The organism is Nocardia sp. CWNU-33, assembly GCF_046764895.1.
Classification (GTDB): Bacteria; Actinomycetota; Actinomycetes; order Mycobacteriales; family Mycobacteriaceae; genus Nocardia.
On record NZ_JBKOQN010000013.1, the window covers coordinates 119,631 to 145,986 of the forward strand.

26 protein-coding genes are annotated in these 26,356 nt (G+C 65.4%); 16 read left to right on the forward strand and 10 right to left on the reverse strand.

The window, feature by feature from the left end; all coding sequences use genetic code 11:
• Positions 1 to 41 precede the first annotated feature (41 nt).
• From ACLMAL_RS19825 to ACLMAL_RS19845, 5 genes are all read left to right on the forward strand, one after another.
• Positions 42 to 248: a DUF397 domain-containing protein gene (locus tag ACLMAL_RS19825; RefSeq protein WP_412000427.1), complete on the forward strand. Its 207-nt coding sequence runs from the start codon at positions 42 to 44 to the stop codon at positions 246 to 248.
• 294 nt (positions 249 to 542) lie between these two features.
• Positions 543 to 821, forward strand: a complete 279-nt coding sequence (locus ACLMAL_RS19830) for a hypothetical protein (RefSeq protein WP_412000428.1) — start codon at positions 543 to 545, stop codon at positions 819 to 821.
• A 566-nt stretch (positions 822 to 1,387) separates the two neighbouring features.
• On the forward strand, positions 1,388 to 2,617 hold the full coding sequence (locus tag ACLMAL_RS19835; protein ID WP_412000429.1) for a cytochrome P450: 1,230 nt from the start codon (positions 1,388 to 1,390) through the stop codon (positions 2,615 to 2,617).
• Between the two features lie 10 nt (positions 2,618 to 2,627).
• Positions 2,628 to 2,876, forward strand: coding sequence for a hypothetical protein (locus ACLMAL_RS19840; protein ID WP_412000430.1), 249 nt, complete (start codon positions 2,628 to 2,630; stop codon positions 2,874 to 2,876).
• An 11-nt stretch (positions 2,877 to 2,887) separates the two neighbouring features.
• The gene (locus ACLMAL_RS19845; RefSeq protein WP_412000431.1) at positions 2,888 to 3,853 is read left to right on the forward strand and encodes a cytochrome P450 family protein; all 966 of its coding nucleotides are present in this window, start codon (positions 2,888 to 2,890) and stop codon (positions 3,851 to 3,853) included.
• A 297-nt stretch (positions 3,854 to 4,150) separates the two neighbouring features.
• Here the strand turns inward: ACLMAL_RS19845 and ACLMAL_RS19850 are convergent, their stop codons facing one another.
• Complete coding sequence (locus tag ACLMAL_RS19850) at positions 4,151 to 6,412, reverse strand: hypothetical protein (protein ID WP_412000432.1); 2,262 nt, start codon at positions 6,410 to 6,412, stop codon at positions 4,151 to 4,153.
• Positions 6,413 to 6,964: 552 nt separating this feature from the next.
• Here ACLMAL_RS19850 and ACLMAL_RS19855 point away from each other — a divergent pair.
• Positions 6,965 to 7,471 carry an SRPBCC domain-containing protein gene (locus ACLMAL_RS19855; RefSeq protein WP_412000433.1) on the forward strand — a complete coding sequence of 169 codons (507 nt, stop codon included), beginning with the start codon at positions 6,965 to 6,967 and terminating at the stop codon, positions 7,469 to 7,471.
• Between the two features lie 13 nt (positions 7,472 to 7,484).
• On the opposite strand, the gene ACLMAL_RS19860 is transcribed toward ACLMAL_RS19855, so the two are convergent.
• A complete protein-coding gene (locus tag ACLMAL_RS19860) occupies positions 7,485 to 8,348 on the reverse strand; it encodes an SRPBCC domain-containing protein (RefSeq protein ID WP_412000434.1) in 864 nt (287 codons plus the stop codon).
• Positions 8,349 to 8,408: 60 nt separating this feature from the next.
• Here ACLMAL_RS19860 and ACLMAL_RS19865 point away from each other — a divergent pair, with 60 nt between their 5' ends.
• From ACLMAL_RS19865 to ACLMAL_RS19875, 3 genes are all read left to right on the forward strand, one after another.
• Positions 8,409 to 8,885 (forward strand): winged helix-turn-helix transcriptional regulator, encoded by a 477-nt coding sequence (locus ACLMAL_RS19865; RefSeq protein WP_412000435.1) that lies wholly within the window; start codon positions 8,409 to 8,411, stop codon positions 8,883 to 8,885.
• A 191-nt stretch (positions 8,886 to 9,076) separates the two neighbouring features.
• Entirely contained in the window at positions 9,077 to 9,448 is a 372-nt protein-coding gene (locus ACLMAL_RS19870; protein ID WP_412000436.1) for a hypothetical protein, read from the forward strand.
• Positions 9,449 to 9,727: 279 nt separating this feature from the next.
• Positions 9,728 to 10,396 carry a hypothetical protein gene (locus ACLMAL_RS19875; protein ID WP_412000437.1) on the forward strand — a complete coding sequence of 223 codons (669 nt, stop codon included), beginning with the start codon at positions 9,728 to 9,730 and terminating at the stop codon, positions 10,394 to 10,396.
• Between the two features lie 178 nt (positions 10,397 to 10,574).
• Here ACLMAL_RS19875 and ACLMAL_RS19880 read toward each other — a convergent pair whose 3' ends face one another.
• Complete coding sequence (locus ACLMAL_RS19880) at positions 10,575 to 11,234, reverse strand: hypothetical protein (RefSeq protein WP_412000438.1); 660 nt, start codon at positions 11,232 to 11,234, stop codon at positions 10,575 to 10,577.
• A gap of 95 nt (positions 11,235 to 11,329) precedes the next feature.
• On the opposite strand from ACLMAL_RS19880, the gene ACLMAL_RS19885 reads away from it, so the two are divergent.
• Complete coding sequence (locus ACLMAL_RS19885) at positions 11,330 to 11,527, forward strand: hypothetical protein (protein ID WP_412000439.1); 198 nt, start codon at positions 11,330 to 11,332, stop codon at positions 11,525 to 11,527.
• A 27-nt stretch (positions 11,528 to 11,554) separates the two neighbouring features.
• Here the strand turns inward: ACLMAL_RS19885 and ACLMAL_RS19890 are convergent, their stop codons facing one another.
• Positions 11,555 to 13,180: a DHA2 family efflux MFS transporter permease subunit gene (locus ACLMAL_RS19890; RefSeq protein WP_412000440.1), complete on the reverse strand. Its 1,626-nt coding sequence runs from the start codon at positions 13,178 to 13,180 to the stop codon at positions 11,555 to 11,557.
• Between the two features lie 91 nt (positions 13,181 to 13,271).
• Here ACLMAL_RS19890 and ACLMAL_RS19895 point away from each other — a divergent pair, with 91 nt between their 5' ends.
• Both ACLMAL_RS19895 and ACLMAL_RS19900 read left to right on the forward strand, forming a co-directional pair.
• Positions 13,272 to 13,751, forward strand: a complete 480-nt coding sequence (locus ACLMAL_RS19895) for a MarR family winged helix-turn-helix transcriptional regulator (RefSeq protein WP_412000441.1) — start codon at positions 13,272 to 13,274, stop codon at positions 13,749 to 13,751.
• A gap of 261 nt (positions 13,752 to 14,012) precedes the next feature.
• Entirely contained in the window at positions 14,013 to 15,644 is a 1,632-nt protein-coding gene (locus ACLMAL_RS19900; protein WP_412000478.1) for an FAD-binding oxidoreductase, read from the forward strand.
• Between the two features lie 150 nt (positions 15,645 to 15,794).
• Here ACLMAL_RS19900 and ACLMAL_RS19905 read toward each other — a convergent pair whose 3' ends face one another.
• Together ACLMAL_RS19905 and ACLMAL_RS19910 are read right to left on the reverse strand one after the other, a co-directional pair.
• Positions 15,795 to 16,736, reverse strand: a complete 942-nt coding sequence (locus ACLMAL_RS19905) for an acyl-ACP desaturase (protein ID WP_412000442.1) — start codon at positions 16,734 to 16,736, stop codon at positions 15,795 to 15,797.
• A gap of 354 nt (positions 16,737 to 17,090) precedes the next feature.
• A complete protein-coding gene (locus ACLMAL_RS19910; protein WP_412000443.1) occupies positions 17,091 to 17,579 on the reverse strand; it encodes a MarR family winged helix-turn-helix transcriptional regulator in 489 nt (162 codons plus the stop codon).
• Between the two features lie 111 nt (positions 17,580 to 17,690).
• On the opposite strand from ACLMAL_RS19910, the gene ACLMAL_RS19915 reads away from it, so the two are divergent.
• Both ACLMAL_RS19915 and ACLMAL_RS19920 read left to right on the forward strand, forming a co-directional pair.
• Positions 17,691 to 19,406: an MFS transporter gene (locus tag ACLMAL_RS19915; RefSeq protein ID WP_412000444.1), complete on the forward strand. Its 1,716-nt coding sequence runs from the start codon at positions 17,691 to 17,693 to the stop codon at positions 19,404 to 19,406.
• A gap of 1 nt (position 19,407) precedes the next feature.
• Positions 19,408 to 19,701 (forward strand): hypothetical protein, encoded by a 294-nt coding sequence (locus ACLMAL_RS19920; protein WP_412000445.1) that lies wholly within the window; start codon positions 19,408 to 19,410, stop codon positions 19,699 to 19,701.
• Between the two features lie 233 nt (positions 19,702 to 19,934).
• On the opposite strand, the gene ACLMAL_RS19925 is transcribed toward ACLMAL_RS19920, so the two are convergent.
• Both ACLMAL_RS19925 and ACLMAL_RS19930 read right to left on the reverse strand, forming a co-directional pair.
• Positions 19,935 to 20,426 carry a pyridoxamine 5'-phosphate oxidase family protein gene (locus ACLMAL_RS19925; protein ID WP_412000446.1) on the reverse strand — a complete coding sequence of 164 codons (492 nt, stop codon included), beginning with the start codon at positions 20,424 to 20,426 and terminating at the stop codon, positions 19,935 to 19,937.
• A gap of 13 nt (positions 20,427 to 20,439) precedes the next feature.
• On the reverse strand, positions 20,440 to 21,882 hold the full coding sequence (locus tag ACLMAL_RS19930; RefSeq protein WP_412000447.1) for an MFS transporter: 1,443 nt from the start codon (positions 21,880 to 21,882) through the stop codon (positions 20,440 to 20,442).
• Positions 21,883 to 21,969: 87 nt separating this feature from the next.
• On the opposite strand from ACLMAL_RS19930, the gene ACLMAL_RS19935 reads away from it, so the two are divergent.
• Complete coding sequence (locus ACLMAL_RS19935; protein WP_412000448.1) at positions 21,970 to 22,413, forward strand: winged helix-turn-helix transcriptional regulator; 444 nt, start codon at positions 21,970 to 21,972, stop codon at positions 22,411 to 22,413.
• Between the two features lie 164 nt (positions 22,414 to 22,577).
• Positions 22,578 to 23,738 carry a zinc-binding dehydrogenase gene (locus tag ACLMAL_RS19940; RefSeq protein WP_412000449.1) on the forward strand — a complete coding sequence of 387 codons (1,161 nt, stop codon included), beginning with the start codon at positions 22,578 to 22,580 and terminating at the stop codon, positions 23,736 to 23,738.
• A 77-nt stretch (positions 23,739 to 23,815) separates the two neighbouring features.
• Here the strand turns inward: ACLMAL_RS19940 and ACLMAL_RS19945 are convergent, their stop codons facing one another.
• Positions 23,816 to 24,349 (reverse strand): NUDIX domain-containing protein, encoded by a 534-nt coding sequence (locus ACLMAL_RS19945; RefSeq protein ID WP_412000450.1) that lies wholly within the window; start codon positions 24,347 to 24,349, stop codon positions 23,816 to 23,818.
• 475 nt (positions 24,350 to 24,824) lie between these two features.
• On the reverse strand, positions 24,825 to 26,351 hold the full coding sequence (locus ACLMAL_RS19950) for a dynamin family protein (RefSeq protein ID WP_412000479.1): 1,527 nt from the start codon (positions 26,349 to 26,351) through the stop codon (positions 24,825 to 24,827).
• Between the last annotated feature and the right edge of the window lie 5 nt (positions 26,352 to 26,356).

Genomic DNA, 26,356 nt, shown 5'->3' on the forward strand with positions numbered 1-26,356 from the left:
AGAAGCCGCCTCCGTCGACCGGACCCGCAAAGAAGCGAGACATGACGTCTGATCTGTCCCAAGCTCGATGGTTCAAGAGCAGCCGTAGCTCAATGGGCAAGGACTGCGTAGAAGTCGCGTTCCTTGATGAAGGCCACGTCGGCGTGCGCGACTCCAAGAACCCGACCGGCCCCGCGCTCGTCTTCACCCCCAGCGAATGGGACACGTTCACCAGCGGCGTGCGGGACCGCGAGTTCAATCGCCGGTAAGTGCGCCACGAGGCGCGAAAGATCGTGCAGGGGTGTGAAACCCCTGCTCTCGGGCCGTCGCAGCGGTCCGGGTAAAGCTGAGGACAGCCTGAACCGGGGGATGCTGGGAGGGTGGGATCAGTCCTGACAACGACGGGGCACGTCCGTATTGCCAGACGGTGTTGGGCCCAGCTAGATGAGTTATCCCAAGGAGTGCAAGGGACAGTGACCGGCCCACCTTAAGGTGATCGAGATGGACGACCGGACAGACCCCATCCAGATCATCGCCGCCGTATCGAGAGGGGAGCCTTCGAGGTGTGGATCTGGAAGGCGCGCAAAGCGGGCTGGTTGGTCTCGGTCGAGTCGAGTTCAGCGGACGAGCCCGGCGATGAGTGTGGAGTCGTGGACGTCGAGGGGTTGAAGTACCGCATCAACTTTTCGCCGAGGGTCCGCAGGCGAGTTTTCCACTCAGCACCTGGACAGCACGCGATCGCCACAGCCATCGAGATAGCGACGGGCGAATCCGCGCCGGCCGCCTGGGGCTGGGAGTTCGCTCCGGCCGTGTGGGCGGAACCGATCGTCGAAGACGACTGAGCTCCGTCCACCCCTTGGGAGAGGTCAGTGATCGTAGGCGGTCAGCGAGCGGTGGATCGGTGCGCCTTCCCCCAGCCGAGTTCGGCAACCCTGCAGGGCCTTGCGCCTGTGAGTAATATCGAGTGCTGTCACTCAAACGCCGCTCTGGGACAACAGGTTTGACACCCGGCATACACCCGAAGGGAACTTGACTGTCACATCACAGCGGGGCTTCGTATGGGTCCAACGAGAGTTGAGTGGATGCCGGAATTCCTACTGCCCGCGCGGTTCGGTATCTCCACTAGCCGGCAGGAAACGGCTCAGCATCATGAAGATGCACTGAACTGACCCACGCTGGTGCTCGTTAGCCCTACCGATTTGCGCGCACCCGACCTGCCGAGGGATCGGCCCTCGACAACCACACTCGTAGTTTGCGTTGTCTTGCGAATTCGTGACTGCCGGAGAGGCATTCACCACAGATACGGCTTGGGGACGCTCTGCTGCTTGCCCGTTTCCAACGCGCGGTCACAGAGCATGTCTGGCACTGTCGTCTTTTCAATGTCACCGTTGGGAGATCATCTGTGGAAATGCCCGGCACACACAGCTCGCCGATCGATGCCAGTGGGCCCCGCGTCTCGCTCCATTCCGAAGCGTTCGCGAGAGATCCACACAGCGCCTACCGCGCTATGCGTAGTAGCTACGGCTCCTTGGTGCCGGTCGAACTGTCACCGGGCATCCCAGCCACCCTGGTGATCGGATATCGCACCGCCGTAAGGATTCTCAACGATCCGGATCACTTCCCCGCTGATCCGCGCGGCTGGGAGAAGAATGTGCCGAGCGAGTGCCCGATTCTGCCGATGCTGGGATGGCGGCCGAACGCGCTGCGCAACACCGGCCTCGACCATCAGCGCTACCGGCAGGCGAACACGGCGGGCATCGCCGAGATCGACGGGCACGCGCTCCACGCCATTGTCGAGAAGCACGCCATCCGGCTGGTGAACACGTTCTGCGAAGACGGTGCCGCTGATTTGATCAGGCAGTACGCGTATCCGCTCGTCTTCGAAGTCCTCAATACGATCCTCGGCTGCACACCAGAGATCGGGCAGAAGGTCGCCACCGGCATGGCCGCGATCTTCGAGGGCATCAACGCGGCCGAGGGCAATGCGATGCTCACCGAAGGCCTGGTGGAATTGGTCCGCTTGAAGCGACAAGAACCTGGCAGCGACGTCACCACGCGGCTGATCGAGGATCCAGCCGCGCTCGATGACGAGGAAATGATCCACCAACTGGTCACTCTCTACGGCGCGGGTATCGAGCCACAGCTGAATTTGATCGTCAACACGCTGCTGCTGATGATGACCGACGACCGGTTCGCCGACAGTGTGCACGGTGGCACACTGTCCACTCGTGACGCCCTCGATGAGGTCCTGTTCACCGACCCACCGTTGGCGAATTACTGCGTGTCCTACCCCCGCCAGCCGATCCTGATCGACGGAGTGTGGCTGCCCGCGAACCAGCCGGTCGTGATCAGCATGGCCGGCTGCAACAACGATCCGGACATCGGCAGCAGCGGTGAATACACCGATAATCGCTCGCATCTGGCGTGGGGTCTCGGGCCGCATGCCTGTCCCTCGAAGTCGATCGCATACCTGATCGTGCAGGAGGCCATCGACCAACTGCTCGACGCGCTCCCTGAACTGCGACTGGCTGTCGCCGCCGAAGACCTGGCGTGGCGACCAGGACCCTTCCATCGGGCACTGGCCGCACTGCCCGTCGTCTTCCCTGGATCGTCACCGTTGCCGTTGCCAGTGTTCTAAGGAGATAACGATGGACCAACAATTGATCGTCCTCGACCCGACAGGGACTGACATCCAAGGAGAGTCCGCGCGCATCCGAGCGCATGGACCCGCCGTCTTGGTTGAGCTGCCCGGCGGTGTCAAAGCGTGGTCGGTTACCGATCCCGATCTGCTCACGAACCTGCTTATCGACAAGAGGGTGTCCAAGGACGCCCGCCAGCATTGGCGGCGCTCATCAATGGTGAAGTACCGCAGACCTGGTCACTTCTTCTGTGGGTAGCGGTGAACAACATGTTCACCGCGTATGGCCCCGACCATAAGCGATTGCGAAAACTGGTCGCACCCGCGTTCACCGATCGCCGCACCAAAGCGATGCGCCCGCTCATCGACCGCATCACCGCGAACCTTCTGGACAAGCTCGAACAGACCCCCGCAGGTGAGGCGGTCGACCTGCGTGAGAGTTTCGCCTATCCGCTGCCGATCCAGGTCATCAGCGAGCTGATGGGTGTTCCGGAGTCGCTGAACAGCGGCCTGCGCGCGTGTGTCGACGGAATCTTCGACACTTCCCTCGGCCCAGAGGAATCGCACGCCAATTACATGGAGATGTACCGGATTCTCGGCGAGCTGGTCGAGTTCCGTCGTGACAAACCCGGCGATGACATGACGAGCCTGCTGATCTCGCACGTGGACGAGGAGGACGGCTCGCGGCTCACCGAGCAGGAACTCATCGACACGCTGCTGCTTGTCATCAGCGCTGGTCACGAGACGACGGTCAATCTGCTCGACCAGGCCATCTTCGCGTTGCTGACCCACCCCGAGCAACTCGCCGCGGTAGTAGGGGGCCGGGCGGCTTGGTCGGACGTCGTCGAGGAATCATTGCGGTTCCAAGCCCCGGTAGCGCACCTCCCGCTGCGATTCGCCGTGGACGACATCGACATCGACGACGTCCATATCTCCAAGGGCGATGCAATCCTCGCCTCCTACGCCGGTGCGAACCGTCACCCGAAGCTGCACGGTGACACCGCGGACACCTTCGACGTCACCCGAGCCTCCAAGGAGCACTTGACCTTCGGCTACGGCGCCCACCACTGCTTGGGTGCCCCGCTTGCCCGGCTGGAGGCCATCGCCTCGCTGCCCGCCATCTTCGAGCGCTTTCCGAACATGCGGCTGGCCGTGGACCCGTCGGAGTTGAATACCGTGAACAGCTTCATCTCGAACGGACATGAAACACTGCCGGTGTACCTGACAAGCGAATAGACAGCCCTGCTGATCTGTCCGTGTTCGCGACTCCATCGCGAACACGGACACCAAGCGGCAACTTGTATCTGCACGCAATTCGTGGCGTGAATTGGTTTGTCCCCTTGCGATTACCGGGCACACGCCGTGACAGTACTTCCGCGGGCAGCTTGCCGTGCAATGCCGGAACCTGGTTGTTCTGAACATCGAATGGCCAGGCTTCGCGACGTCCTCCGTACAGGAGTTCTTACGGCACTGGGGCCATGAGTTCCGGTCGACGACTCGCCGCGCCACCGGAGCAGCTTGTCGAAAGGCGTGTCAACTGACCCAGCGGTCGCATCTCCGCCGGAGGGAGCCGGGAGCGTAGTGGCCGAAGGTTTCCGCGAGATGTTCTATCGGGAAGATGCGGCCGTATGTGCCGTCGGTGCTGTGCAGGTAGCAGTCGTTGCCGTCGTTGCGGTGGTATGTCCACGCCAGATCGGTGGCGCAACGCACGGTTTCGCCGTAGTACCACGCCGCTCCGTTCAGGAACTCGGCATTTGCCGGGTTTTCCAGCAGGTCCTCGGGAGTGGGCGTGACCTGTCGGATCATCGACTCCAACACGTCGAGCGAGTCAGGTGAGAAGTCGGAGCCGAGTTGTGCGCCATAACGCTGCTGCCATTCCGGAAATTGTTGTGCCCGTGCGGTTGTCCAGGCGGCTGCGTAGTCGTCGTCGGACTGCTTGCGCCGGGATTTCTTACGGTTCCTGCGGCGGATGGCGTCCTCGGTGCGCTGGCGGACGGCCGCGGTGACCCAGTGGTCGAAGTTGTCGCGCAGGTCGCTGCGTAGCTCGCCGAAGCCTCCGTCGTATCGGCGTTCCACCAGCCTGCGCAGGTCGTGAACTACGTAAACGCTCAGAGGGTAGCCACTTTCGCGCTCCAGCGTGCTCACGTCCAGGCCGTTGTAGCAGCGCCCATCCGCATCGAGGTTGTCGTGGTGTTGCCATTCGGACGGCTTGCCACGGCGTAGAACCTCGCCGTAGTACCAAGCGGCGCCGTCGACGAATTCAGCATGCTGGGGGTCCTGGAACTGGTTCGGGGTCGGGAGTACCGCGAACACGACCTCGGCGAGGTCGATGAGCGAGTCGCGGGAGAAGTCCCAGGTTCGTCCCGCGCCGTAGCGCGCGGTCCAGGCGGGGAAATCGTGCTCGCGTGCGGCACACCAGGATTCGACGACTGTCGGTGCAGGGGGCGAGTCCAGGCCGGGAGTGGGCGCTTTCGTCGGATGCCAGTTCAGGTCTTTCGCCGCCTGCTCGCGCGTGTACCGTTCCCGAGCCTCGTACGCGCGGGTGAGCGCGCCCGGGTCCTGCCACCGGCACGCCACCCGGACCAGGTCGATCGGCGAGACGTCGTCCGATGTGAAGTTGTAGCCCCTGACGATGGGGCGGCCGAGTGACACGTTGCTCGGTGTGTCGTCGAGGGTCCAGCAGCCGCCCCCGGCTCGCAGCAGCGCCTCGCCGACATAGGCGGCGATGTTCTCGACCAGATCCTGCTGCGGATCTGGGCCTGCCGCACGGCAGCGCCTTTCGAGCAGGCGTAGCGAATCCGCCGAATAATCGAGGGTGATGTGAGGCGCGGCGGCGGCGAGGGCGTCGATACGCCCGGCGATCGACTCGACCCAGGTGTGCAGCGGGGTCTGCCAGGCCGTACCGGCCCACCGGTACTCGGGCTGCGGCCGGTCCGCGGCGACGAACGGTGTCGTCCAGTATCCGAACGCATTGTGCAGCTGCACGGGGTTGCCGTCTCGGACCGCGAGCCACAGGTGGACTCTCGGTGCGGACGACCATTCGTCGTCAGGGTGCTTCCGCACGCGGAAGTACTCGTCGCCGTGCGGGGCAATCCACTGGCCAGGTTCCGCGCGACGCAGCGTCTCGCCGAGGTACCACGTTGCGCCGTCCACGAAATCGGCATTGCCCGGATCGTCGAGTTGTTCGGGCGTCGGCGTCACCCGAAATAGCGCGGCCGCAAGGGCATCGATGCTCGGCGGCGAAAAGTCCCACGTGCCGCCTGCTCCGTAGGCAGCGACCCATTGCGGAAACCGCTGCTCGCGCTCGGCCAGCCAGGCCGAGAGCCGGTCTGCGTCGGAAACCTTGGGGAGGCGGTCCAACCGCCAGGTGAATTCCTTGACAGGCCGCCAATCAGGGTGCACCGCAGCGAATTCGAGTACCGCCTGCTCCCACTCGACGTATTTCTCGACGATCGCAACACCGCCGGAGCCCACCAGCTTCCTCGGCGCCACCGGGGTCAGCCCAAGCTCTTCGGAGGGGCAGGCGAGCGGCTGTCCGAAGGTGTCGCTGTCCGGCGTGTCATCCCATCCCCAGCGGCCGCCCGCGAGCTTCAGCAGGGTCTGGCCGATGTAGGCAGCCGCGGCGTCGTCGAAACCGGGCGTCTCGTCGTAGTCGTAGAGCACGTCACCGAGCAACTCCAGCGACTCCAGCGTATGGTCGAGCACCACGTCGTCCGGGACGATGTCATCCATCAGGTCATAGGTGATGGACAACTCCTCGATCCACCGCACGAGGCTTTCGTGTTCGCCGAACATGCAAAGATCCTTCCGCCGCTCGACGGCATTGTTGCTCGACGCCATGGTTGCTCGGCGCAGTAATTCCCAAGACTGAGAATGAGCGGTCCGGTCGAGGTCGCTTTGTCGGCTGGACGGACGGGCGCTCGGTCCGCACTGCTGGGGTGGGGGTGACGAGGCGAGCTCTCCAGTACGCACGAACCGCGCTGTCCCGGTTGAGGATTCGCGACAGTCGGCAGCCATCGCGGCAGGCGCGATCGTCGCCATGGTTGAGATCAATAGTGACCATCGGCGGCTCGGCAGCAGGAAATCCCTGCGGGCCCACCGTCGACGAAACATCATCGCGTCGATCTCCGAGAAGTAGGTGGGCTCGGACGAGCCAGGGGCTTGTGACGTCTCACTCCTCACAGCCGAACTCGGTGTCGTGCAGCGTCCGCGCCGTTGCGACATCAGCCGAAGCTGCATGATGCCGCAGCAGGTAGACGGTATTAGAGAGCAGTGCTCTTGACAAAGAGCAGGGATAACGGAGAGCATTGCTCTCGTTACGGAATGCCGATCGCACGGAGTCGAAAAATGAAGTTGTTCTACACCGGACCTGCCACTACCGACCTGCACGAGAACTACGCCAAGAAGGGTCTGCTGGACGAGAACGCCCCGGTCCGCTCGGTCAGCACGATCGTCATCGACGCTCCGATCGACACCGTCTGGCGGCTACTGAGCGACATGTGGAACTGGCCCGACTGGCGCTCCGACGCTCATGTACTCGAACTCGGCGAGATGAAGGTCGACGCCTCGTTCCGCTGGAACCTGCACGGCACCACCATCAAAGCGACCTTCGCCACCATCGAGCCGCAGCGGGAACTCGCCTGGACCGGCGTCTCCATGGGCTGCATGAAGGCTGTCGATCGCCTCCGGCTGACCCCGCTCAGCGAAACTCGCACCGAGGTCACCATGGAGGAATCGCTGGCCGGTCCGCTACTGACCCTCTTCTTCAGCTCCGAAAAGCTGCGCGCGGGCCATGACGCCATGCTCGGCATGCTGAAGGCTGCCGCCGAATCCCCGATCCCGGCCGCAGTCTGACGGTGCGCCCTCGCTACTTGAATTGGATTATCTGGAGGTAGTTCCCGTCAGGGTCCGCGAAGGTCCCGAAGCGGCCGGAGGGGCGATCGGCGACGGGAACGAGCCAGTCCACGCCGGCTGCCCGCAGCTGCGCCTCGACGGCGTCGAAGTCCTCGACGTGGAAGTTGAGGATCATCCGGCCCGGCTCATTGTTTTTCGTCCCGAGGTCGTCGCGCTGGTCGATGACCAGCAGGAAGCCGCCGAGATCGATCGGCCCTTCACCTTTGTATTCCGGCGCGAGCGTGCTGCGGTACCAGTCACGCAGTTCCGCGGGCCGGGTAGTACCGAGCAGGATGCTGCCCGGTTTCGGCGTGAGGGCATGAGGTGAGCGCTCGGCGCGCAGGGCGGAGGCGGCATCCTGATGGGCCGGGGCATTGCCATCCTCCTTCGGGTTGGGCTGTCCCGCACCGGTATTGATCAGATTCCGCAGGCTGCCGCCGATGTAGCCGCCCCATGCGTTGGAGCACACGTCGTAGCACTCGTACTGCGGAACCAGGCCCACGTGGGTGAAGCGGACCTCGGCGCCACCGTCCTTTTCCGAGATTTCGAAGACGATCTCGGTGCCCTTCCATTCGGCCTGGTCTTCGATGAAGTTGAAGTAGTTGTCCAGAACGAGCCATGCGACCTTGCGGCCGGGCACCAGTTCCGTGACGCGGATCGTGCAGCGATGGACATCCTGGTAGCGGTGGACGAACTCGCCGCCGACCCGATCGGTGACGCCCTCGGCATCCTCCGACCACCAACCGCGGACATTGATGACGGCCTCGAAGGCTTCCTGGGGAGTCCGATCCACCGAGAAGGTGGTGGTGAAGTTCTGCTTCGTATCAACTTGCATCATGCAAGCGAGGATAACCGGAGGAACTTTCATGATGCAAGCGGTATCGGTAGACTGGTTCGCATGCTGGGGAAGACCTACGACTCACAGGCGTGCTCGATCGCGCGCGCACTGGAGGTGATCGGCGAACGCTGGAGCCTGCTCATCGTTCGTGACGCGGTGTTCGCAGGTTCGACCCGCTACAACGACTTCCAGCGCAGCCTGGGCGTAGCGACCAACATTCTCAAAACCCGCCTCGATAGTTTCGTAGAGGCCGGAATCATGGTGCGCCGCAAGTATTCCGAGCAGCCCGACCTGCATGAATACCTGCTGACCGACAAGGGGCGTGCGCTCGCACCCGCGCTGGTCGCGCTCACCGAATGGGGCGATGAGTGGGTGACCGAGGGCGAGCCCCCGATCCTCTACACCCACTCGGTATGCGGCGCCGGAATCACCCAGCACACGGTGTGCGCCCACTGCGGTCGCGTGCACGACCCCGCCGAAATCCAGGCCACGATCGGCCCCGGTATGCCCCCCGAACACATACCGCAGAAGTCTTGACGCTCGGCCGCGCTACGGCCCTCACCGCAATCCGGTCGAACGGGTGACCAAACTGCGGTTGCAGACAAATAGGTTGCTGCCTTAATCGGGTCTCGGGTTGATTGTTGCTTGACGGAGCGCAGTAGCCTGCGCTGTGGCAGCGCGCTGCACCGCAACAGCACGGCATATGTCAAGTCCGGCACAATCTCACGATGCGCATGCTGATACTGGTGTTAGCGGTTTTCGGAGCTCTGGTGGGCTCGGGCAGCGCCGCCGCGGTCGCGTTGGTAGCCGAGCATGCTGCCGCCTCGACCTCCCCGAGCCCGACTCGACCAGTGCTCGTAGTGCCGCCGCAGTGGACCTCCGAGAGAGTCTGCGATCAGCCTGGCGACATGGTGGCCATCGCCTTCGAAGATCCGAAGCCGTGGCAGGAACGTAGACTGCCCGACACCGAAGTGCTGGCCGCGCTCGGCGCGGCCGCCGGGGCGCTGCTCGGGGTGCTGTTCGGGTATGGATACGGCAGGACAGGATGGATCCTGCGCTGGGAGCGTCGTGTGCCCGGTCAGGCAACCTTCGGTAGGTAATGATCTTGGAGCCGGCGGCGAAGTCGCGGATGGGTCCGGCGTGCTGGTTGCGCCAGCGGATGTAGCCGCCGATAGCAGCGTCCTGTTCGTCGTGGCTGCGGTGGTCGGTGCCGCCCAGCGCGAAGTACCGCAACGCGGCGAACTCACACCATGATCACGAACTTCGGTCGGAATACCCACCATAGGTAAGACGTCCGATACCTTCCGATCGCCGTACCCGCTTAGGCTCGAACCGGGTAGTGGTGGGCTGCGGTAGCAGCCGGAGGAGAAAGACAGTAAATGGTGCGGATGGGTAGTCGGCTGCGTGCGGCCGTGGGTCTATTGCTAGGTCTGGCGGCGCTGGTGCTGGTGCTGTCAGCGTGTACGAACAAAGAGTCCGACTCCGGGGCGCCGACGTCGAGCACGGTGGCCAAAACGTCGACCACCGGAGCGAAAGCGGTGACGCCGACGAGCGCGGGTGCCGGTGCTGCACAAGGCAATCCGGGCGGATCGCAAGGCGCGGGCGGGTCGCAAGGCGCAGGCGGGTCGCAAGGCGCAGGCGGGTCGCAAGGCGCAGGCGGATCACAGCCAGGAGCCGCGCCCGGCACGGATGACTGCGACCGAACAGTCCAATGTGGCGTCCCCCCGGTCGGCGGCACCGACAACTGCGACAGCACAGTCGTATGCGGCGCCCCCCCGGTCGGCGGCATCGACCACTGCGACAGCACGGTCGTATGCGGCGAATTACCGAAGTGCACGGACCGGATCAACTATGCGGGCGATCCACGGTCGAATGCCGAGATCAACGCCCTGGGTGAGATGAACCTCGGCAAGTGCCCCGACCCGATTCCGCCCACGACCACCACTTCGGCCGCGCCGCAGACGACCGCGACCACGTCGGCCGCGCCAACGACCACAGTGACCACTTCGTCTGCTGCCGAGACGACGGTCACCACAACTGCGAAGTAGCCGCTGGTACGCCTGCTGTCGCTGGACTTCACCCCAGCGGACGCCCTCAGGCGTCCCGGATGGCGAGGTCGACCGCCACTGAGCTCGATACGCAAGAAGCCGCCTCGGCTGGACGAACCGGGGCGGCTTCTTGCGTGAAGGCTGCGATGCACACAGAGTCGATGGCCTGCTGACTCGACTACTGCGGCGGCCAGGGGTTTTGGGGCGGGTAAGGGTTTACCGGCGGCTGCGGAGACCCCGACGTCGGGTACTGCCACTGGGCGGGGAATTGGGCCGGTGGCGTAGCTGGGGCTCGAGTCGAGTTCGCCGCAAGTACCACGGTGATCGTGGCCGCCAGCGCGGCGATCGTCGCGGGGATGAGCAGCCATCCCTGGTCCTCGAAGAGAAACGACAGTTCCAACCGGGATGCCAACTCGAAGGAAGTGGTCGTCAGCAGCATGCCCGCACCCACGGTGGCAAGGGCTCGTAAGGCGGGGGTTCGAGCGCCCGCCCCGGTGAGCACGGCGATCGATGCGCCGATCGCGACGATGATCATGATCACGAACGGAGCATCGCTCCAGTGGAATCCGTAGGTTGCCGCCAGCCGCCACCCGCCGGTGATGAGGGCGGCCAGCAGAATCAGTATCCCGGCCACCCGGTCGATACTCGCCCCCGCAGGGCTGTCGGGCCGTGCGTAACCGGGGCCCTGGGAGTACGGGTTGGTCGGCGGGTAGGCGGGGGGCGCGGCGTACAGGTTGGGCACGCCCATCGCTGGATTGCCTTGGGGTTGCACGGGTTGCGGGTGCGGGGCCGGCTGGGCGTAGCCGCGATACGGGTCGGGCGGGGGCGGGATGGACACAGTGGGAACTCCTTGCCTGCCGACACCGATGCGGGGTGATCGAAGCATCCCCCGTCGCCACCCTATCGAAACCTGGGGCGTGCGGCCGCCCAGCCGTGGGGTTGCTGAACGAGCAAGGCCGGTCGAGGATCGGCTGCACCGCCGCGCTGCGGCCGGTCGCCGATTCCAGCGCTCGCCGACCCGGATCGGTGCGGCCGCTCGCCGTGTATATGGCCGCGGTACCGGCGGCGTGGACGCACGATGGTCCGGATCGACTACAACGCGTGATCGACGCGGTGCTCGCCACACTCTGAGCCCGCACTCACCGGCCTGATCCGGCGTTATCTTTCGCCCAGATTTGTATCCACAGTCGAAGAATCCGCGCGGGACATGGATCTACTGCTCCCAGCGACGAATGCCGTTGTCGCGAGAGCGAGCACGAGCAACCCCGCGCAGACATAGCTCGAAACGGCGAAACCACTCGACATCGCCTCGCGGGCGGCTTCGGCAACGCCGGTGGTCGCCGGTTGGCCCGCGAGTGCGGGGATCGCTGATCCCGCACTCTCGGTCACGGCCGCGCTGAGCTGATCGGCATCCCGGCCCGACGACCCGGCATCGGCGAGGCGGTCGCGCAGGCCCGATCCGAACGTTCCGAGGAACAGTGTGGTCAGCACGGCGATACCAAGTGCTGAACCCAGTTCCCTTGCAGCGCTCTGAATTCCGGAACCCTGACCGGAGAACTCGACTGGCACGTCGGCGAGCACCACATTGGTGACCTGCGCCGTCGCGAATCCGACACCGATGCCGTAGACGAACAGCGCGACAGCAATCGACCACCAGCTGCTGTCGACGGCGGCCCACCACCCGAGCAGCACCAGCCCGGCGGCCTCGAGCAGCAGGCCGATCCGCACCTGACCCAGCGCCGAAATCGCGTTCGTCATCGAGAAACTCGCGCCGCTCGCACAAAAACTGCCCACGGCGAGCGGCACCAGCGCGAGGCCCGCTTGCAGAGCGTTGTAGTTCAGCGTGAACTGCAACCACAACGGCAGCACGGCGATGATGCCGAACTCGCCGAGCCCGACGATCAGCGTCACCACATTGCCCCTGCGGAACGAGCCGATCGCAAAAAGACCCGTGTGCATGAGCGGTTCGGAGCCCGCGCGAGCAAGCGCCACCTGCCTACGCCAGAACACGAACATCGCGAGCGCCGCGGCGACAAAGGCGACGAGAACGGGCGAAGGACCTGTGCGCCAGACAAATCTGCCGATCGTCAGCGGTTCGGTGACGACAAGCCAGCCATGGGCTCGGCCCTCGATCAGCGCGAACGCGAGCAGGCCGAGTCCGATGGCCGAGAGCGCCGCGCCGGGCCAATCGACTCGACCGCGCATGCGTTGCGACGCAGGCAGATACACCACGACGCCCGCCATGATCAGCACCACCAGCGGGATATTGATGCCGAACGCCCAACGCCAGGAGAAGTCCGCGAGCCAGCCGCCGAGCAGCGGGCCGACCGCGGCCGCCGCGCCGATGGTGGATCCCCAGATCGCGAAGGCCTGGCCGCGCGCCTTCCCGGTGAACGTCGCGTTCACCAGGGCCAATGACGTCGGCAGGATCATTGCCCCGCCGATGCCCTGGAGAAACCGCGCCAGGATGAGCAGCTCGCCATTCGGTGCGGCGGCGGCGAACAGGCTGGTCACACCGAATATGAGCAGGCCGATGAGGAAAAGCTTTCGGGCGCCGTACAGATCGGCAAGTCGTCCGGTGAGCAATAGCAGGGCAGCGAAAACGATCGCGTAGGACTCCTGGATCCACTGGGCCTCGATCGAGGTGATCGAGAGGTCTTCGATGATCGGGGCGAGGATCACGTTCACGATCGTGAGGTCGACGACGATCAGAGCGACGCCGAGCGATACGGCGATCAGGCCCAACCACAGGCGCAGCGGAGGGGTTTCGGTTTCGGCGGACAATTTACCTCCATCATGAAGTAACTTCATGGTGAAGTTACTTTCGACGAGGGTAGGTTGTCAATCCAGGACCGGCAGAAACGGAGGTAGGCGCATGGGGCAGACGCCCGGCGACATTGCGTCGCAACGGCAACGGCTCGCGGAAGGACTGATGGCCTATGGCGCGAGCTTCACCGAACTGGGCCGCCGCTTCGCCGAAGCCCTCGGCGTCCACACCACCGATGCCTTTGCACTCATGGACATCGCCACCGCCGAAGCGGCCGGCGCACCCCTGTCGCCCGCACTGCTCGGCAAGCGCATCGCACTGTCCTCGGGAGCGATGACCGCCCTGCTGAATCGGCTCGAACAGGCCGGCTACGTCATCCGCAGCCGCGAGCACACCGACCGACGGATAGTCACGCTGCGCTGCAGCCCACAGGCCAGGCAGCACGCCGACCAATTCTTCGGGCCCGTGAACGCCGAGCAGGACGCCATCCTGGCCGCGTATCCATCCGAACTCCTCGAGCAGTTCGATACGGTCCTCGCCGCGCTGCGCGGCACGATGGACGTCCAGCTCGCGCCGCCGGAGTCTTAGCACCTCGCCCAGTCCCGCGCCGCCCGGTCACCTCGAGGGCAAAGTAACCCCAGGGCGAGTGACGCTGCTCGATCAATTCAAGGCCGCAGGAACAGAACACGAGTTCACGACTTCGACACCGACCACACCGGAATCACTAGTGTGGCCACCGCCGCGGCGCGGCTTTCGTTGCCCGCAGCAGGTGCTTGCCCGGCGATCTCCACTCAACGAGGATGGCGGGCGGCGGTGCGGCCGATCGAACCGCCGAGAGGAGTGGTCGTGGTGGCGAAGACGCGGTCGTGGTGGGGTTGGGGGAATGTCGAGGACGCCGTCGTCGGTGCGGAGCGGGAGGCGCTGACGAAGCGGGTCGCGGCGATCCTGCCCGGGACCGATCTCACCGTGCACGAGCCGCCCTCGGTCGAATCGCTGGAGCTGCCCGAACCTCGCGTCGCAGTGCCCGATTCGCTCGCCGGGCTCACCTCGACAGACCAGGCCGACCGCGCGGCGCACGCACACGGGCAGGCGTTTCGTGATGTGGTGCGCAATCTGATGGGCGATGTGCAGAACCCGCCCGATGTGGTGGTTCGACCACGCAATGAGGCCGATATCGTCGACGTGCTCGACTGGGCGTCGCGGGCGAATGTCGCGGTCATCCCCTTCGGCGGCGGTACTTCTGTGGTCGGCGGGGTGGAGCCGAGGATCGGCGACCACGGCCGGACCGTCGGAACGAACGGCGATCACGAGTTCGCCGGTGCGATCAGCCTCGACCTCGCCGCACTCGATCAGGTACTCGAGATCGATCGCACCAGCCGGGCAGCGCGGATCCAGGCGGGGGTCTTCGGTCCGGCGTTGGAAGATCAGCTACGCGGTGCGGACCTGACGCTGCGACACTTTCCGCAGTCCTTCGAGTTCTCGACACTCGGCGGCTGGCTGGCCACCAGGGCCGGTGGACATTTCGCGACCCTCTACACCCACATCGACGACCTGACCGAGTCGATGCGGGTGGTGACGCCGTCGGGCATCAGCGAATCGCGGCGGCTGCCGGGCTCGGGTGCGGGCCCGTCCCCCGATCGGATGTTCCTCGGATCCGAAGGCTCGCTCGGCGTCATCACCGAGGCATGGATGCGCCTGCAAGACCGGCCGCGGTGGCGTGCAACGGCTTCCGTGCACTTCGACGACTACGGCGCCGCGGTCGCCGCCACCCGCGCGATCGCCCAGTCCGGTCTGTATCCCACCAATTGCCGGTTGCTCGACCCGGCCGAAGCATTACTCAACGCAGGCGCGGCGACCAGCGGCGGAGTACTGGTGCTCGGCTTCGAATCCGCCGATCACCCCACGCGAACCTGGATGGAACGCGCGCTGGAACTGGTCGCCGACCACGGCGGCACCCTCCCCGAGCCCGCCCGCTACACCGAGTCGACGGGCCATCAGGACGGGGCGGGAGCGGCGGACACCTGGCGCTCGTCGTTCCTGCGAATGCCCTACCAGCGCGACGCGCTCGCCGCCCAGTCGATGATCACCGAAACCTTCGAAACCGCCTGTACCTGGGACAAGTTCGACAACCTGAAGACAACGGTGACCGAGGCAGCCAACGAAGCCATCCGATCCGTCGGCGCGACCGGCGTGGTGACCTGCCGCTTCACCCACGTATACCCGGACGGTCCCGCGCCGTATTTCGGCATCTACGCCGCAGGACGCTGGGGCAGCACCCTCGCCCAATGGGATGACATCAAATCCGCTGTCTCCGAAGCACTCTCAGCCGCAGGCGGCACCATCACCCATCACCACGCGGTCGGCCGCGATCACCGCCCCTGGTACGACCGGCAACGCCCCGACCCGTTCGCGCATGCCTTGCGGGCAGCCAAGTCCGCGCTGGACCCCGCAGGCATCCTCAACCCGGGCGTGCTGATCTGACACATCACCGAGCGCGCGCGTCGAACGACCACCCAATTCCGCTACCTTCCAAGGGCTTACCGGGCAGCGCCCGGCACGTCGGGTGACCTGCACCGGGCCGGACGTCACAGTCGTCTGACTGTTCGCGTGTGACTGAGACATCCAGGGTGCCTACCCGACCCGCGCCGCCTCGCGGGCGAGGATGCGGGCGCGTTGTTCTTCGAACCGGATGACGTCGCGAGCGAGTTTTTCGAGGTATTCGCCGAGTTCTTCGCGGCTGCGTTCGCCGCGTGCGGTGAAGTCGGTGCGCTCGAGGACGTTCCATATTTTCAGGACCGGTAGCACGACCTCGTCCTGGTGCTGGCGCAGGTCGTAGATCCCGTGCTTGACCATCAACACGCCATTGCGACGCCAGTTCGGCATGCCGGCGCCGGGCATAACGAACGTCTTCACGATCTTGGTCACCGATTCCATCGTCTGATCAGGTGCGATGTCGAACGCGGCACCGGTGATGTTGCGGTAGAACATCATGTGCAGATTCTCGTCGGCGGCAATGCGTTTGAGCATCCCTTCGGCGATCGGATCGTCGCAGACTCGTCCGGTGCTGCGGTGGCTGACCCGGGTGGCCAACTCCTGGAAAGTTACATACGCGACCTGATCGAGCACACCGCGGAAGTCCTCCGGCGCGTGTACACCGCGGGTCAAATGCACCATCCGGTCGTTCTCCAAGGCGACGGGATCGACAGCGCGGGTGCACACGAGGTAGTCACGCATGGCGATGGCGTGGCGGTTTTCCTCGGCGGTCCAGCGGCCGACCCAGGTGCCCCACGCACCGCTGCGAGCGAAGTTCTCAGCGATCACACGGTGGTAGGAAGGCAAGTTGTCCTCGGTGAGCAGATTCGTGATCATCGCGACTTTGGCGACCTCCGAAAGCCGTGACTGCTCGGGATCCCAATCGTAACCACCCATTGCTGCAAAGTTGCGACCCTCGTCCCAGGGAACGAAATCATGCGGATGCCAGTCCTTGGCGGTGGCCAAATGCCGGTCTAAATTGGCCGCGACAGCCGGCTCCAGCTCCGTCAGAAGTTCAAGTTGCGTCAAATCCTTTGCCATGCAGCGCCTTTCGATTCGGTGGAAATGACCACGGAACGTACCGCTGTTCACGCATAACTGACTCTGCGGCGTAGCCGCACCCAAACCCTAGACGTCGCGATCAGTTTGCTGCGCATCAGGTCCGGCCCCATTTATCGAGTGACCGACCGAAGGGAGCGCCCTGGCTCGGCATCAAACATCCGCTCGTGCCACGATCCGTATCTCGTCGCCATGAGTAATGCGGTGGCTCGATTTAGTACGCAAGGGTGACGCAAACGCCCGCGGTGATGGTCGATGGCATGACCGCGCGTCCTCGCTCGCCGCACAGGTTTACAGCCGGGGTGCGTTCTCCACAGCTGGACCCGGGTGGGCGAGTTAATCGCCGTGGGCCGGCCTGAGACCAGGATGAACTCCGGGCTGGAGGCCGTTCGCCACCGAAGTCTGTTGCAGGAGCTCAGTCAGTGTCGCGCGCTGGGCGGGGTCGAGTGCGCCCAGGATTTCGGCGTCCAGTGCGGCGACGATCCGCTCGGCCTGTGCGATCACTTTGTGTCCGGCGGGCTGTAGGTACACCGCGTGGGCCCGGCGGTCTGTCGGGTGCTTGCGCCGCTCGACGAGGCCACGCTTCTCCAACTCGTCGACCAGGCCGACCATCACGTTGCGGTGAATGCGCAGCACCTCGCAGAGCTGTTGCTGCGACTGGCCGTCGTTCGCGCTGAGCATGCGCAGCATGCCGGAGTGCCGCGGGCTGATGCCGAGGGGGGCCAGGAGTTCGGTGTACCGGTTGGTGACATGGAATCCGAGCTGTCCGAGCAGGAAGGCAGGGTGCTCGGACATCGGCACGAGGATCGGATCGGCGTCAGTCACCTACCCAGCATAAACGGCAATTAGGGCACCCAGGTTGATTGCCCTCTTGATTGATAATCACTTCAAGTGCATAGTTTGGGGAGCGCACCCGCACCGAAGAAAAGAGCTCCCATGGACACCGACATCTCCCCCGACGCAGACGCCCCACCCACCCTCGACCCGCGCCGCTGGATCGCCTTCGCCGTCGTGCTGGCCGCGGGGTTCATGGATCTGCTGGACGTCACCATCGTCAACGTCGCCGCGCCGAGCATCCAGACCGATCTCAGGGCGGAGTACTCGCACATCGAATGGATCATCGCGGCCTACGTCCTGGCTTTCGCCGCCGTGCTCATCACCGGCGGGCGCCTCGGCGACATCTACGGCCGCAAACGCATCTTCCTGATCGGCATGACCGGATTCACCCTGGCCTCTGCCGCCTGCGGGCTCAGCTCGGACCCGACCATGCTCATCACCTCGCGATTCGTGCAGGGCGCGATGGCAGGGCTGATGGTGCCGCAGATCCTCGCGATCATCCGAGCCACCTTCCCGGAACACGAACGCGCCAAGGCGATCGCGGTATACAGCGGCGTCGGCGGATCGGCGTCGGCGGTCGGCCTCTCACTCGGCGGGCTGCTGGTGCAGTGGGACGTCTTCGATCTGGCCTGGCGGCCCATCTTCCTGGTCAACATCCCGGTCGGCATTGCCGCGCTGGTCGCGGCGAGCGTTGTCATGCGGGATTCCCGCTCCGCCACCCCGCCGCGGCTCGATCTGGTCGGGATGGTGCTCGCCATCTCCGCGGTGCTGCTACTGGCCTACCCGCTGACCGAAGGACGCCAGTTGGATTGGCCTGCTTGGACTTTCGTCATGATGGGTACGGCGGCGGCAGTCTTCGGGCTATTCGTCGCCTACGAGCGGCGGCGGGCGCGGACCGTCGGATCGCCGCTGATTGATCTCGAGCTGTTCCGGTCACGTCCGTTCGCCGTCGGCCTCGCGAGCTGGCTGCTGTTCTGGATCGGACTCGGCGGCTTCTTCCTGGTGTGGACGCTGTTCATGCAGGCGGGCCTCGGCTGGTCGCCGATGCGGGCCGGATTGACGGCGGTGTGCTTCGCAGTCGGCGCAGGCACCGGCGTCGGCGTCGGCGTGGGCGTGCTCGCACCGCGATTCGGGCGCCGGGCACTCATCGCCGGCGGTCTGGTCAATGCCGGTGGATTCGGGCTCTACGGAGGGATGGCCGCGCACTACGGTGCGTCGACTACCTCGTGGCAGATGGTGATTCCACTGATCATCATCGGTATCGGGTTCGGGATGGTGGTCGCGCCCACGATCGATCTACTGCTCGGCCAGGTGCCTGCGCGCGAGGCGGGCTCGGCGTCGGGACTGCTCAATACCGGACAGCAGCTCGGCACCGCGCTCGGCGTCGCGCTGGTCGGTGTGGTGTTCTTCGGTCAGCTGGACCATGATTCGGCGCGCGGCGTCGAGGCGGTCGCGCCGCAGGTGCGTGCCGAGCTCGGCACGACGGGATTACCGCAGCCGGCGCAGGACGAGATTCTCGCCAATTTCCTGGCCTGCGTGCAGGATCGGTCCGCCGAAGTCGATCCGACAGTGGTTCCCGACAGCTGCCGCAGCGGCTCGGCACCGGGCAATGACGGCGTGACACAAGTACTCACCCGAGCCGGAGTGGAGGCCAACGCGGTGAACTTCGCCAACACCTTCGAATACACGCTCTGGTACGGCATCGCCATCTTGGCCCTGATGTGCCTCGGCTTCTTCGCCCTACCCAAGGATGCTCGGCTCGAGCAGCACGAACTCGATACCGAATCAACGGATCTCACACCGGCAGGAGTCTGACATGAAAATACTGGCCATCGGACGCGAACAGGACGTGGTGAACACGGCGGTCGCGGTGTTCCAGTCTCACGGCTACGCGGCCGTGGGGACCATCGCCGATGACGAAGCACTCGATGCGCTCGACATCGACGAGATCACCCATCTGATCATCGGCGGTGGGGTGGAGCCCGCTTCGCGAGAGCAACTGAAGAGGCGGGCGGAAGCGCACGGCGTCACCGTGCACGAGGCCGTGCGCAATGGGCGCGGCATCGAGGGTTACCTCGAAGAGGTGGTGATTCCGTCACTGCATAGGTGACGGAATCGACTCCAGCCCGGACCGGGTCGCCGAGTTCCCTGCGGATGAGCATTCCGAGACGATCGAACTCCGCGTCCCCATCGGCATGGGTGACATCGGGACGCGTGATCCACGGGTCGTCGAGGTCCACCTGATCGTCCTCGACCTTGTGTTCATCGCGACCGTGCTGACGCACACATGCCCGACGTCCCTCTTACCGACAGAGGGACGTCGGGCATTGTGTTTACAGCTCTTCAGTTTTCGGCTGCGACCTTCCACATCTTGCTGCGCAGGTCACGGCCGCGGACAACCTGGATTCGCCATGGCGACAGCCGAAGAATATGCAGCTTCGGGTCGTCGATGCCCTGCCAGAAATTGCCGAGGGGGTAGCCTGCGCCTTTCGGGCTGGTTTGCTCGTACAGATCCCAGACGTGCTGCCTGGTCACGAGGTCGTCGAGCGGCACCCAGTCGGCCAGGGCATCGGCGTGCACCTGATTCTGCTTCCTGGTCCAGTACGCGAAGGTCGTGTGCGGGTTGGCGGCCAAGTGCGCCGCCTTGACCGGGGTCCGGTAGGTGGCCAGCCAGCCGAGGGGGTTCCCGTCGACGATCTCCCACACCGGAATCAGGACCCGGGAGCGCGGGCGGCCCTTGCCGTCGACGGTGACCATGGTGGCGTAGACGATGTCGCCGATGTAGGCCTCGAACTCGTCGCGGATATCGTGGAAAGACTGTACCGAGATGGTCATTTCGAAGCTCCCTTCAGACCTGTGCAAATTGGGTCGATGCGGAATCCGTGGCCGGTTCGGCGGCGCTGCGACGCAGGCCGAATGCGGCGACCAGCCCGGCGACGGCCGCAGCGACCACCGGCACGATCAATGCTGTTCGCACCGCCTCGATTCCGGACTGACCTGCCGTGACGGCCGCCACCTCGACCGCCGTCACCGCCGAGATGCCGAGCGCGAAACCGAACTGGAATGCGGTGTACAGCAGGCCACTCGCCAAACCCTGGTCCTGCTCCGCGATGCCGTCGGTGCCCGCGATGGTGAGCGGACCGTAGACGAGCGCGAAGGCAACGCCGAGCAGCAGCATGGCCGGGAACATAGCCGCGTAGGCCCGGTCGATATCGGTCGGCAAGAACAAGGCGTAGGCGATCGCGGCGAGCACGACACCGCCGAAAACCACTCGCGCATTGCCGAATCGGTCCACCAGGCGTGGTGTCAGCACCGGCGCGAGCACCGCGTCGACGCCGATCACCGCCATAGCGAGACCGGTCTGCACCGTCGACCAGCCACGCAGTTCCTGAAAGTACAGCGTGGCAAGGAACTGGAAACCCGCGAAGGAACCGACGAACAGCAGCGCAACCACATTGGTGCGCACCAGGGCTCCCGAACGCAGGATGCCCAGCCGAACCAGCGGGTTCGCGGTGCGACGCTCGTTGACGACGAACAGTGCGAGCATCAGCAGCCCGGCCGCGAACACCGCGGTGGTCAGCGCTGGGCCGTCACCGGGATGCTCCAGCCGGACCACACCGTAGACGAGCAACAGCATCGCGCCGGTGACGCTGAACGCACCGAGTAGATCGAATCCACCCCGAACCCGTTCCGGCACACCGGAATCCCGCACCAACGGGATCGCCGCCGCCAAGATCAGCGCGGACAGCACGACCGGAGCGAAGAACACCCAGCGCCAGCCGAGCGCGGTGAGCAGCCCGCCGACAACCATCCCGAGCGAGAAGCCGCCCGCCGCAATGCCCGCGTACACCAGCAGCGCCTTGTTCCGCGCAGGTCCCTCGGCGAAGTTGGTGGTGATCAGCGACAGTCCGGCAGGCGCCATGAACGCGGCGGCCACTCCGGTCACGAAGCGTGCCGTCAGCAGCATCCAGCCTTCGGTTGCGAAGCCGCCGAGTCCGGAGAACAGCAGGAACACCGTCAGCCAGAACAGGAACATGCGCCGCCGCCCGAGCAGATCGGCGGCGCGGCCGCCGAGCAGCATGAACCCGCCGTAACCGAGGACGTACGCGGAGACGACCCCGCTCAGCATCCCCGTGGACAGGCCGAGATCGGACCGGATCGACGGCAACGCCACATTGAGCATCGCCACGTCGATGCCCTCCAAGAAGATCGCGCCGCACAGCACCGCGAGCACTGCCCAGGCACGGCCGGACATCTCGGTGAAGACCTCGGCGGGTCTCGATTCCACCATCGAACGACTCCCAACAGACACGGTTACCGATAATGAGGTCGGTTCCCTCTTGATACCGACCATGAGTCTTCGGCAGAATCGGTAGCCATGGAAGACGGCACTTCGAAGTCACCCGGTTACTGCGGGGATACCGAGGAGGACTACGACGTTCTCCAGTGGGACACCCGCGTCGACTGCGAGGTCAGGCAGATCCTCGACCGCGTGGCCGACAAATGGTCGCTGCTGGTGATCGCCCTGCTCGACCAGCGCAGCCTGCGTTTCACCGAACTGAAGCGCAAGATCGACGGTGTCAGCCAGCGCATGCTCACCCGCACACTGCGGCATCTGGAACGCGACGGACTTGTCCAGCGGACGGTCTATCCGACGGTCCCGCCACGGGTGGACTACGCCCTGACCCCGTTGGGCGTCAGCCTGCACGCCACCATCAAGGCTCTGGTCGTCTGGACGGAGGGCCACCAGAACGAAATCGCCTCCGCCCGTGATGCTTATGACCGCCGCAGCGCCGAAGCGGAAGCCCTGCAAACCGTGTGACCGGCCCTCCGGTGCGCGGTGGATTTCCGGATCGGCGACGCGCCCTGCCACTTGTTCGTCGTCCTCCTCGCGAGTCAGCCGAATAGCAGTAGCGTGAACCTGCACCGTGGGCCGACCCACGCATCGGGAGCCCTGCCGCGCGCCGCCGATTCGAGGAGTTCGCCATGAGGGCAACCGTCTGTACCGAGAGCAAGTTGACCGTCACGGACCTGCCGACGCCGACGCCAGGGCCAGGACAGCTGCTGATCAACGTCTCCCGCTGTGGCATCTGCGGCTCGGACCTGCATGCGCGCGCCCACGCCGACGAAATGGCCGATCTTGCCGTCGCAACCGGCTACGACCACTTCATGCGCGCAGATCAGGGCGTGGTGCTGGGACACGAATTCAGTGGAGAGATAGTCGATTACGGGCCGGGCTGCCGCAAACGCTGGCCGACAGGAACCCGGGTTGTCGCATTGCCGATCGTGCGCCACGACAAACAACCGCACCTTGTCGGCCTGTCGACGGCGGCACCCGGCGGATACGCCGAGCAAGTGGTGGTGCAAGAGTCGATGACTTTGCCTGTCCCGAACGGACTTTCGGCCGAGCATGCCGCGCTCACCGAGCCGATGGCCGTGGCATGGCACGCGGTTCGCAAAGGCCACGTCGACAAGAACCAGAACGCCTTCGTGATCGGTTGTGGCCCAATCGGTCTCGCCGTGATCAGCATGCTCAAAACGGCGGGCGTACGCACCGTGATCGCCAGCGACTTCTCGCCGCGTCGCAGGGAACTCGCCACCGTGTGTGGCGCGGACGTGGTGGTCGACCCGGCATCCGAATCTCCATGGTCCGCCGCCCCGAGAAAGGGGCGCATCAACGGTGTCACCGATATCCTCGGCCTCGGCTTCGACACCATGGAAAAGCTGCGTCGCATCCCGAACGTGCCGTGGTGGTACGTCTTTCGCCTCGCGCACACAATGAACGCGGGACCATCGGGTCCGGTCATCTTCGAATGTGTCGGGGTCCCCGGCATCATCGACCAGATCCTCACCGCAGCGCCACCGCTGTCGCGCGTAGTCGTTGTCGGCGTCTGCATGGAAACCGACCGATTCCAGCCCGCCATGGCCATCAACAAGGAGATCGAACTTCGCTTCGCCCTCGGCTACGACCCCGGCGAATTCCGTGACACCCTGCACATGCTCGCCAACGGCAAGGTCGACCCGGCCCCCTTGATCACCGGGACCGTCGGCCTCGACGGTATCGACAATGCCTTCACCGCACTCGGCAACCCGGAGCAGCACGCCAAAATCCTGATCGACCCGACCAGTACAGCGATGACACCCTGACCCGATTACCCGGCCCGCGCTGCATTCGCTAGCCGGCTCAGCCGCGGCAATCCAGCCGCCGTGACACGGTGCCGCGCTCAGCCGAGGTGGCGGTCGCGGTCGGCCTGGCGGTCGAGCCAGGATGCGGGCGCGGCGACGGCGCTGGGATATGCCAGTGCTGTTCGACCGTGTTCGAGGTAGAGCGGGCGGTCCTCCAGGCGGGCGCGGAAGGCGTGCCACAGCCGGCGCGCCAGCCGGGGCACAACGAAGTCGTCGATGGTGTCGACGCGAACCCATTGCCAACGGTCGAGCTCGCCCGGCTGCAACTCGACCGCCTTCTCGTCGCCGAGAACGCCGCAGTCGAATATGTAGACAATCTTGTCGCCGTCGTCGGCACTCGGCGCCCAGTCGTGCACGAGGAGTCGCTGTGCGGGGCGGTCGATGCCGAGTTCTTCGCGAATCTCGCGGCGGCACGCGGCGGCGGGCGATTCGCCGGACTCGACATAGCCGCCCGGAATCTCCCAGCCACTGCCGTCGGTGGTGTGCACGAGCAACACTTCCTCGCCGCGCACGAACAGGCCGCCCGCGGCCAACCGTACCTGGGCGAATGAATCCTCGACACTGTCGATCATCGACTCACGACCTTCGGTTGCGGACCGGGACGGGCACGACCCTTCCACTTCTACACCGCCGCCACCCGGTCGTACAGAGAACAACTATCAGGAGTCCGCGCCCACCACGGCGGGCGCGGCCATCCACAGCTCACCTACCATCCGGTGGTTCTCATGCAACCGTAACAACGGGACCAGCTACCTGAGCCAGGACCCAATACGCACTGTCCAGGCCCGCGGCTACCACGGCGGGCGCGGGAGTCTACCCCTCACTCCGCCGTCTCATGGATCCTCACGCGGCTGCGAGCACCGCGTTCAACTGGGCGGTGACCTGGGCCAGAACCAGGCCTGCGGTGTCCAGATCCGCGGCAGGGATGTCGGCGTAGGCCTGTTGCATCACGGCCGCGATATCCGAGCGGACCGAGCCGAAGCGACTGCGACCGTGCGGGCGGCCTGCTGCGGTGCGAAGTAGAAAACGGTCAGCTGGTTTCGGTGGTCAGCTCGACAGCAGGTCGAGAATGCCCTCCGCGCTGCGGGCCACGGTGAGGCAGGCCGTGATAGTCAGCTGATCGGCGAGTGGATGCTTGGCTCGGGTGCGCCATTTGCGGACGGCCGCGACGGCGTGCGCGCGCTGCTGCTCCAGCGAGGTGTCGATCGGGAGACCGAGGCGCAGGTGCGGTGCGACGCCGGATCCACCGATCAGTCGATGGAGTTCGGCGAGATCGTCTGCGGGAAGGGTCAATTCGTCGGTGCGCAGGCGGCCGAGGAGACGCAGCTCGGCGAAGCCGTGCACGTCGGCGAGCAGGGTGCGCACTCGGGGCAGCAGCTGTTCGGCCGCGACGCCAGGGTAGGCGGTGAGTACGCGAGCCAAGACGGTCAGGGCGGAATGCGCCTTGAGTTGGTCGGCGCGCTGGCCGAATTGGACGTCCAGCACCGAACGCAATTCATCGACGCCACTGCGGCTGGTCAATTCCGCTGCCAGCGTGGTCGAATCACGGACGCCGAGCCGAATCAGGGTGATGGCCATCCGGATTCCGAACATGCCGAACCGCTCGGCCAGTTGCGCGCGCAGCCCCGGTGACACCGGAAGCGCGATATCGGCGCGCGCGAAGCGATCCGCCGAGAGCAGTGCGGCGCTCAACTCGTCGACCGGAACACCCGCCAACGCATCGAAGGCCGCGAAGTCCTGCTGACGCAGCGTCGCGGCGGCGAAGGCAAGCAGTCCGGCGACCGGAATCACCGCCTGGCACAAGCCGGTTCGCTCCAGCTCGCCGGCAAAGCGCACCGCGACATCGCGGGCGGAATGCAATGCATCGATCCGGCCCGCCCCGATCTCATCAGCCCGCGAGACGACGCCGACAACGCCGAGCGGACCGGACACTCCCGAATCGCCCGCCGCACCAGCTCCGACCTGCTCGAGGAACCGAATATCGGCGGCATCGAGCCTGCGCAGCAGATACACCACCGCATCCGCACCGGGAATGGCGATGTTCTCCGGGGTGTCCAGCCCGGCCTCGCCCGGCGTCAGCAGCCGCGCGGTCCGCTGCGACACCTCCCGCGACAACGACGAAGTGCCGGGCGTATCGATGATCGTGGTGTGCGCGAGCGCGGCCGAGGGCCATTCGACCTCGAGATGGTCCACCTCCCGCGGCGCGGGCACGTCCCAGGTCAAGCGGTCCAGGTCGAAGGTCAGCCCGTGGGCTCCACCGCCGCGCCGCACCACCACATTCGCCCGGGCGCCATCGGAGGCATGCGCGGTCACACTCGGTGTCGAGCCATACCGGTACCAGGTGACCACCCGCGTGCACTCGGTGGCATCGGTCGGCGCGATGTCCTGTCCGACAAGGGAATTGAGCAGCGTCGACTTGCCCGCTTTCAGCGAGCCCGCCAGCGCGACACGCAATGGCTGATCCAGTCGGCGCGCGCAGTCGGCGAGCAACGCGCGCGGGCGCGGTTCACCGGCGAACGCCTGACGGGCCGCGCCGACCAGCTGACGGGCCTCGGCGACGATCCCGGGGGCCATCCGGG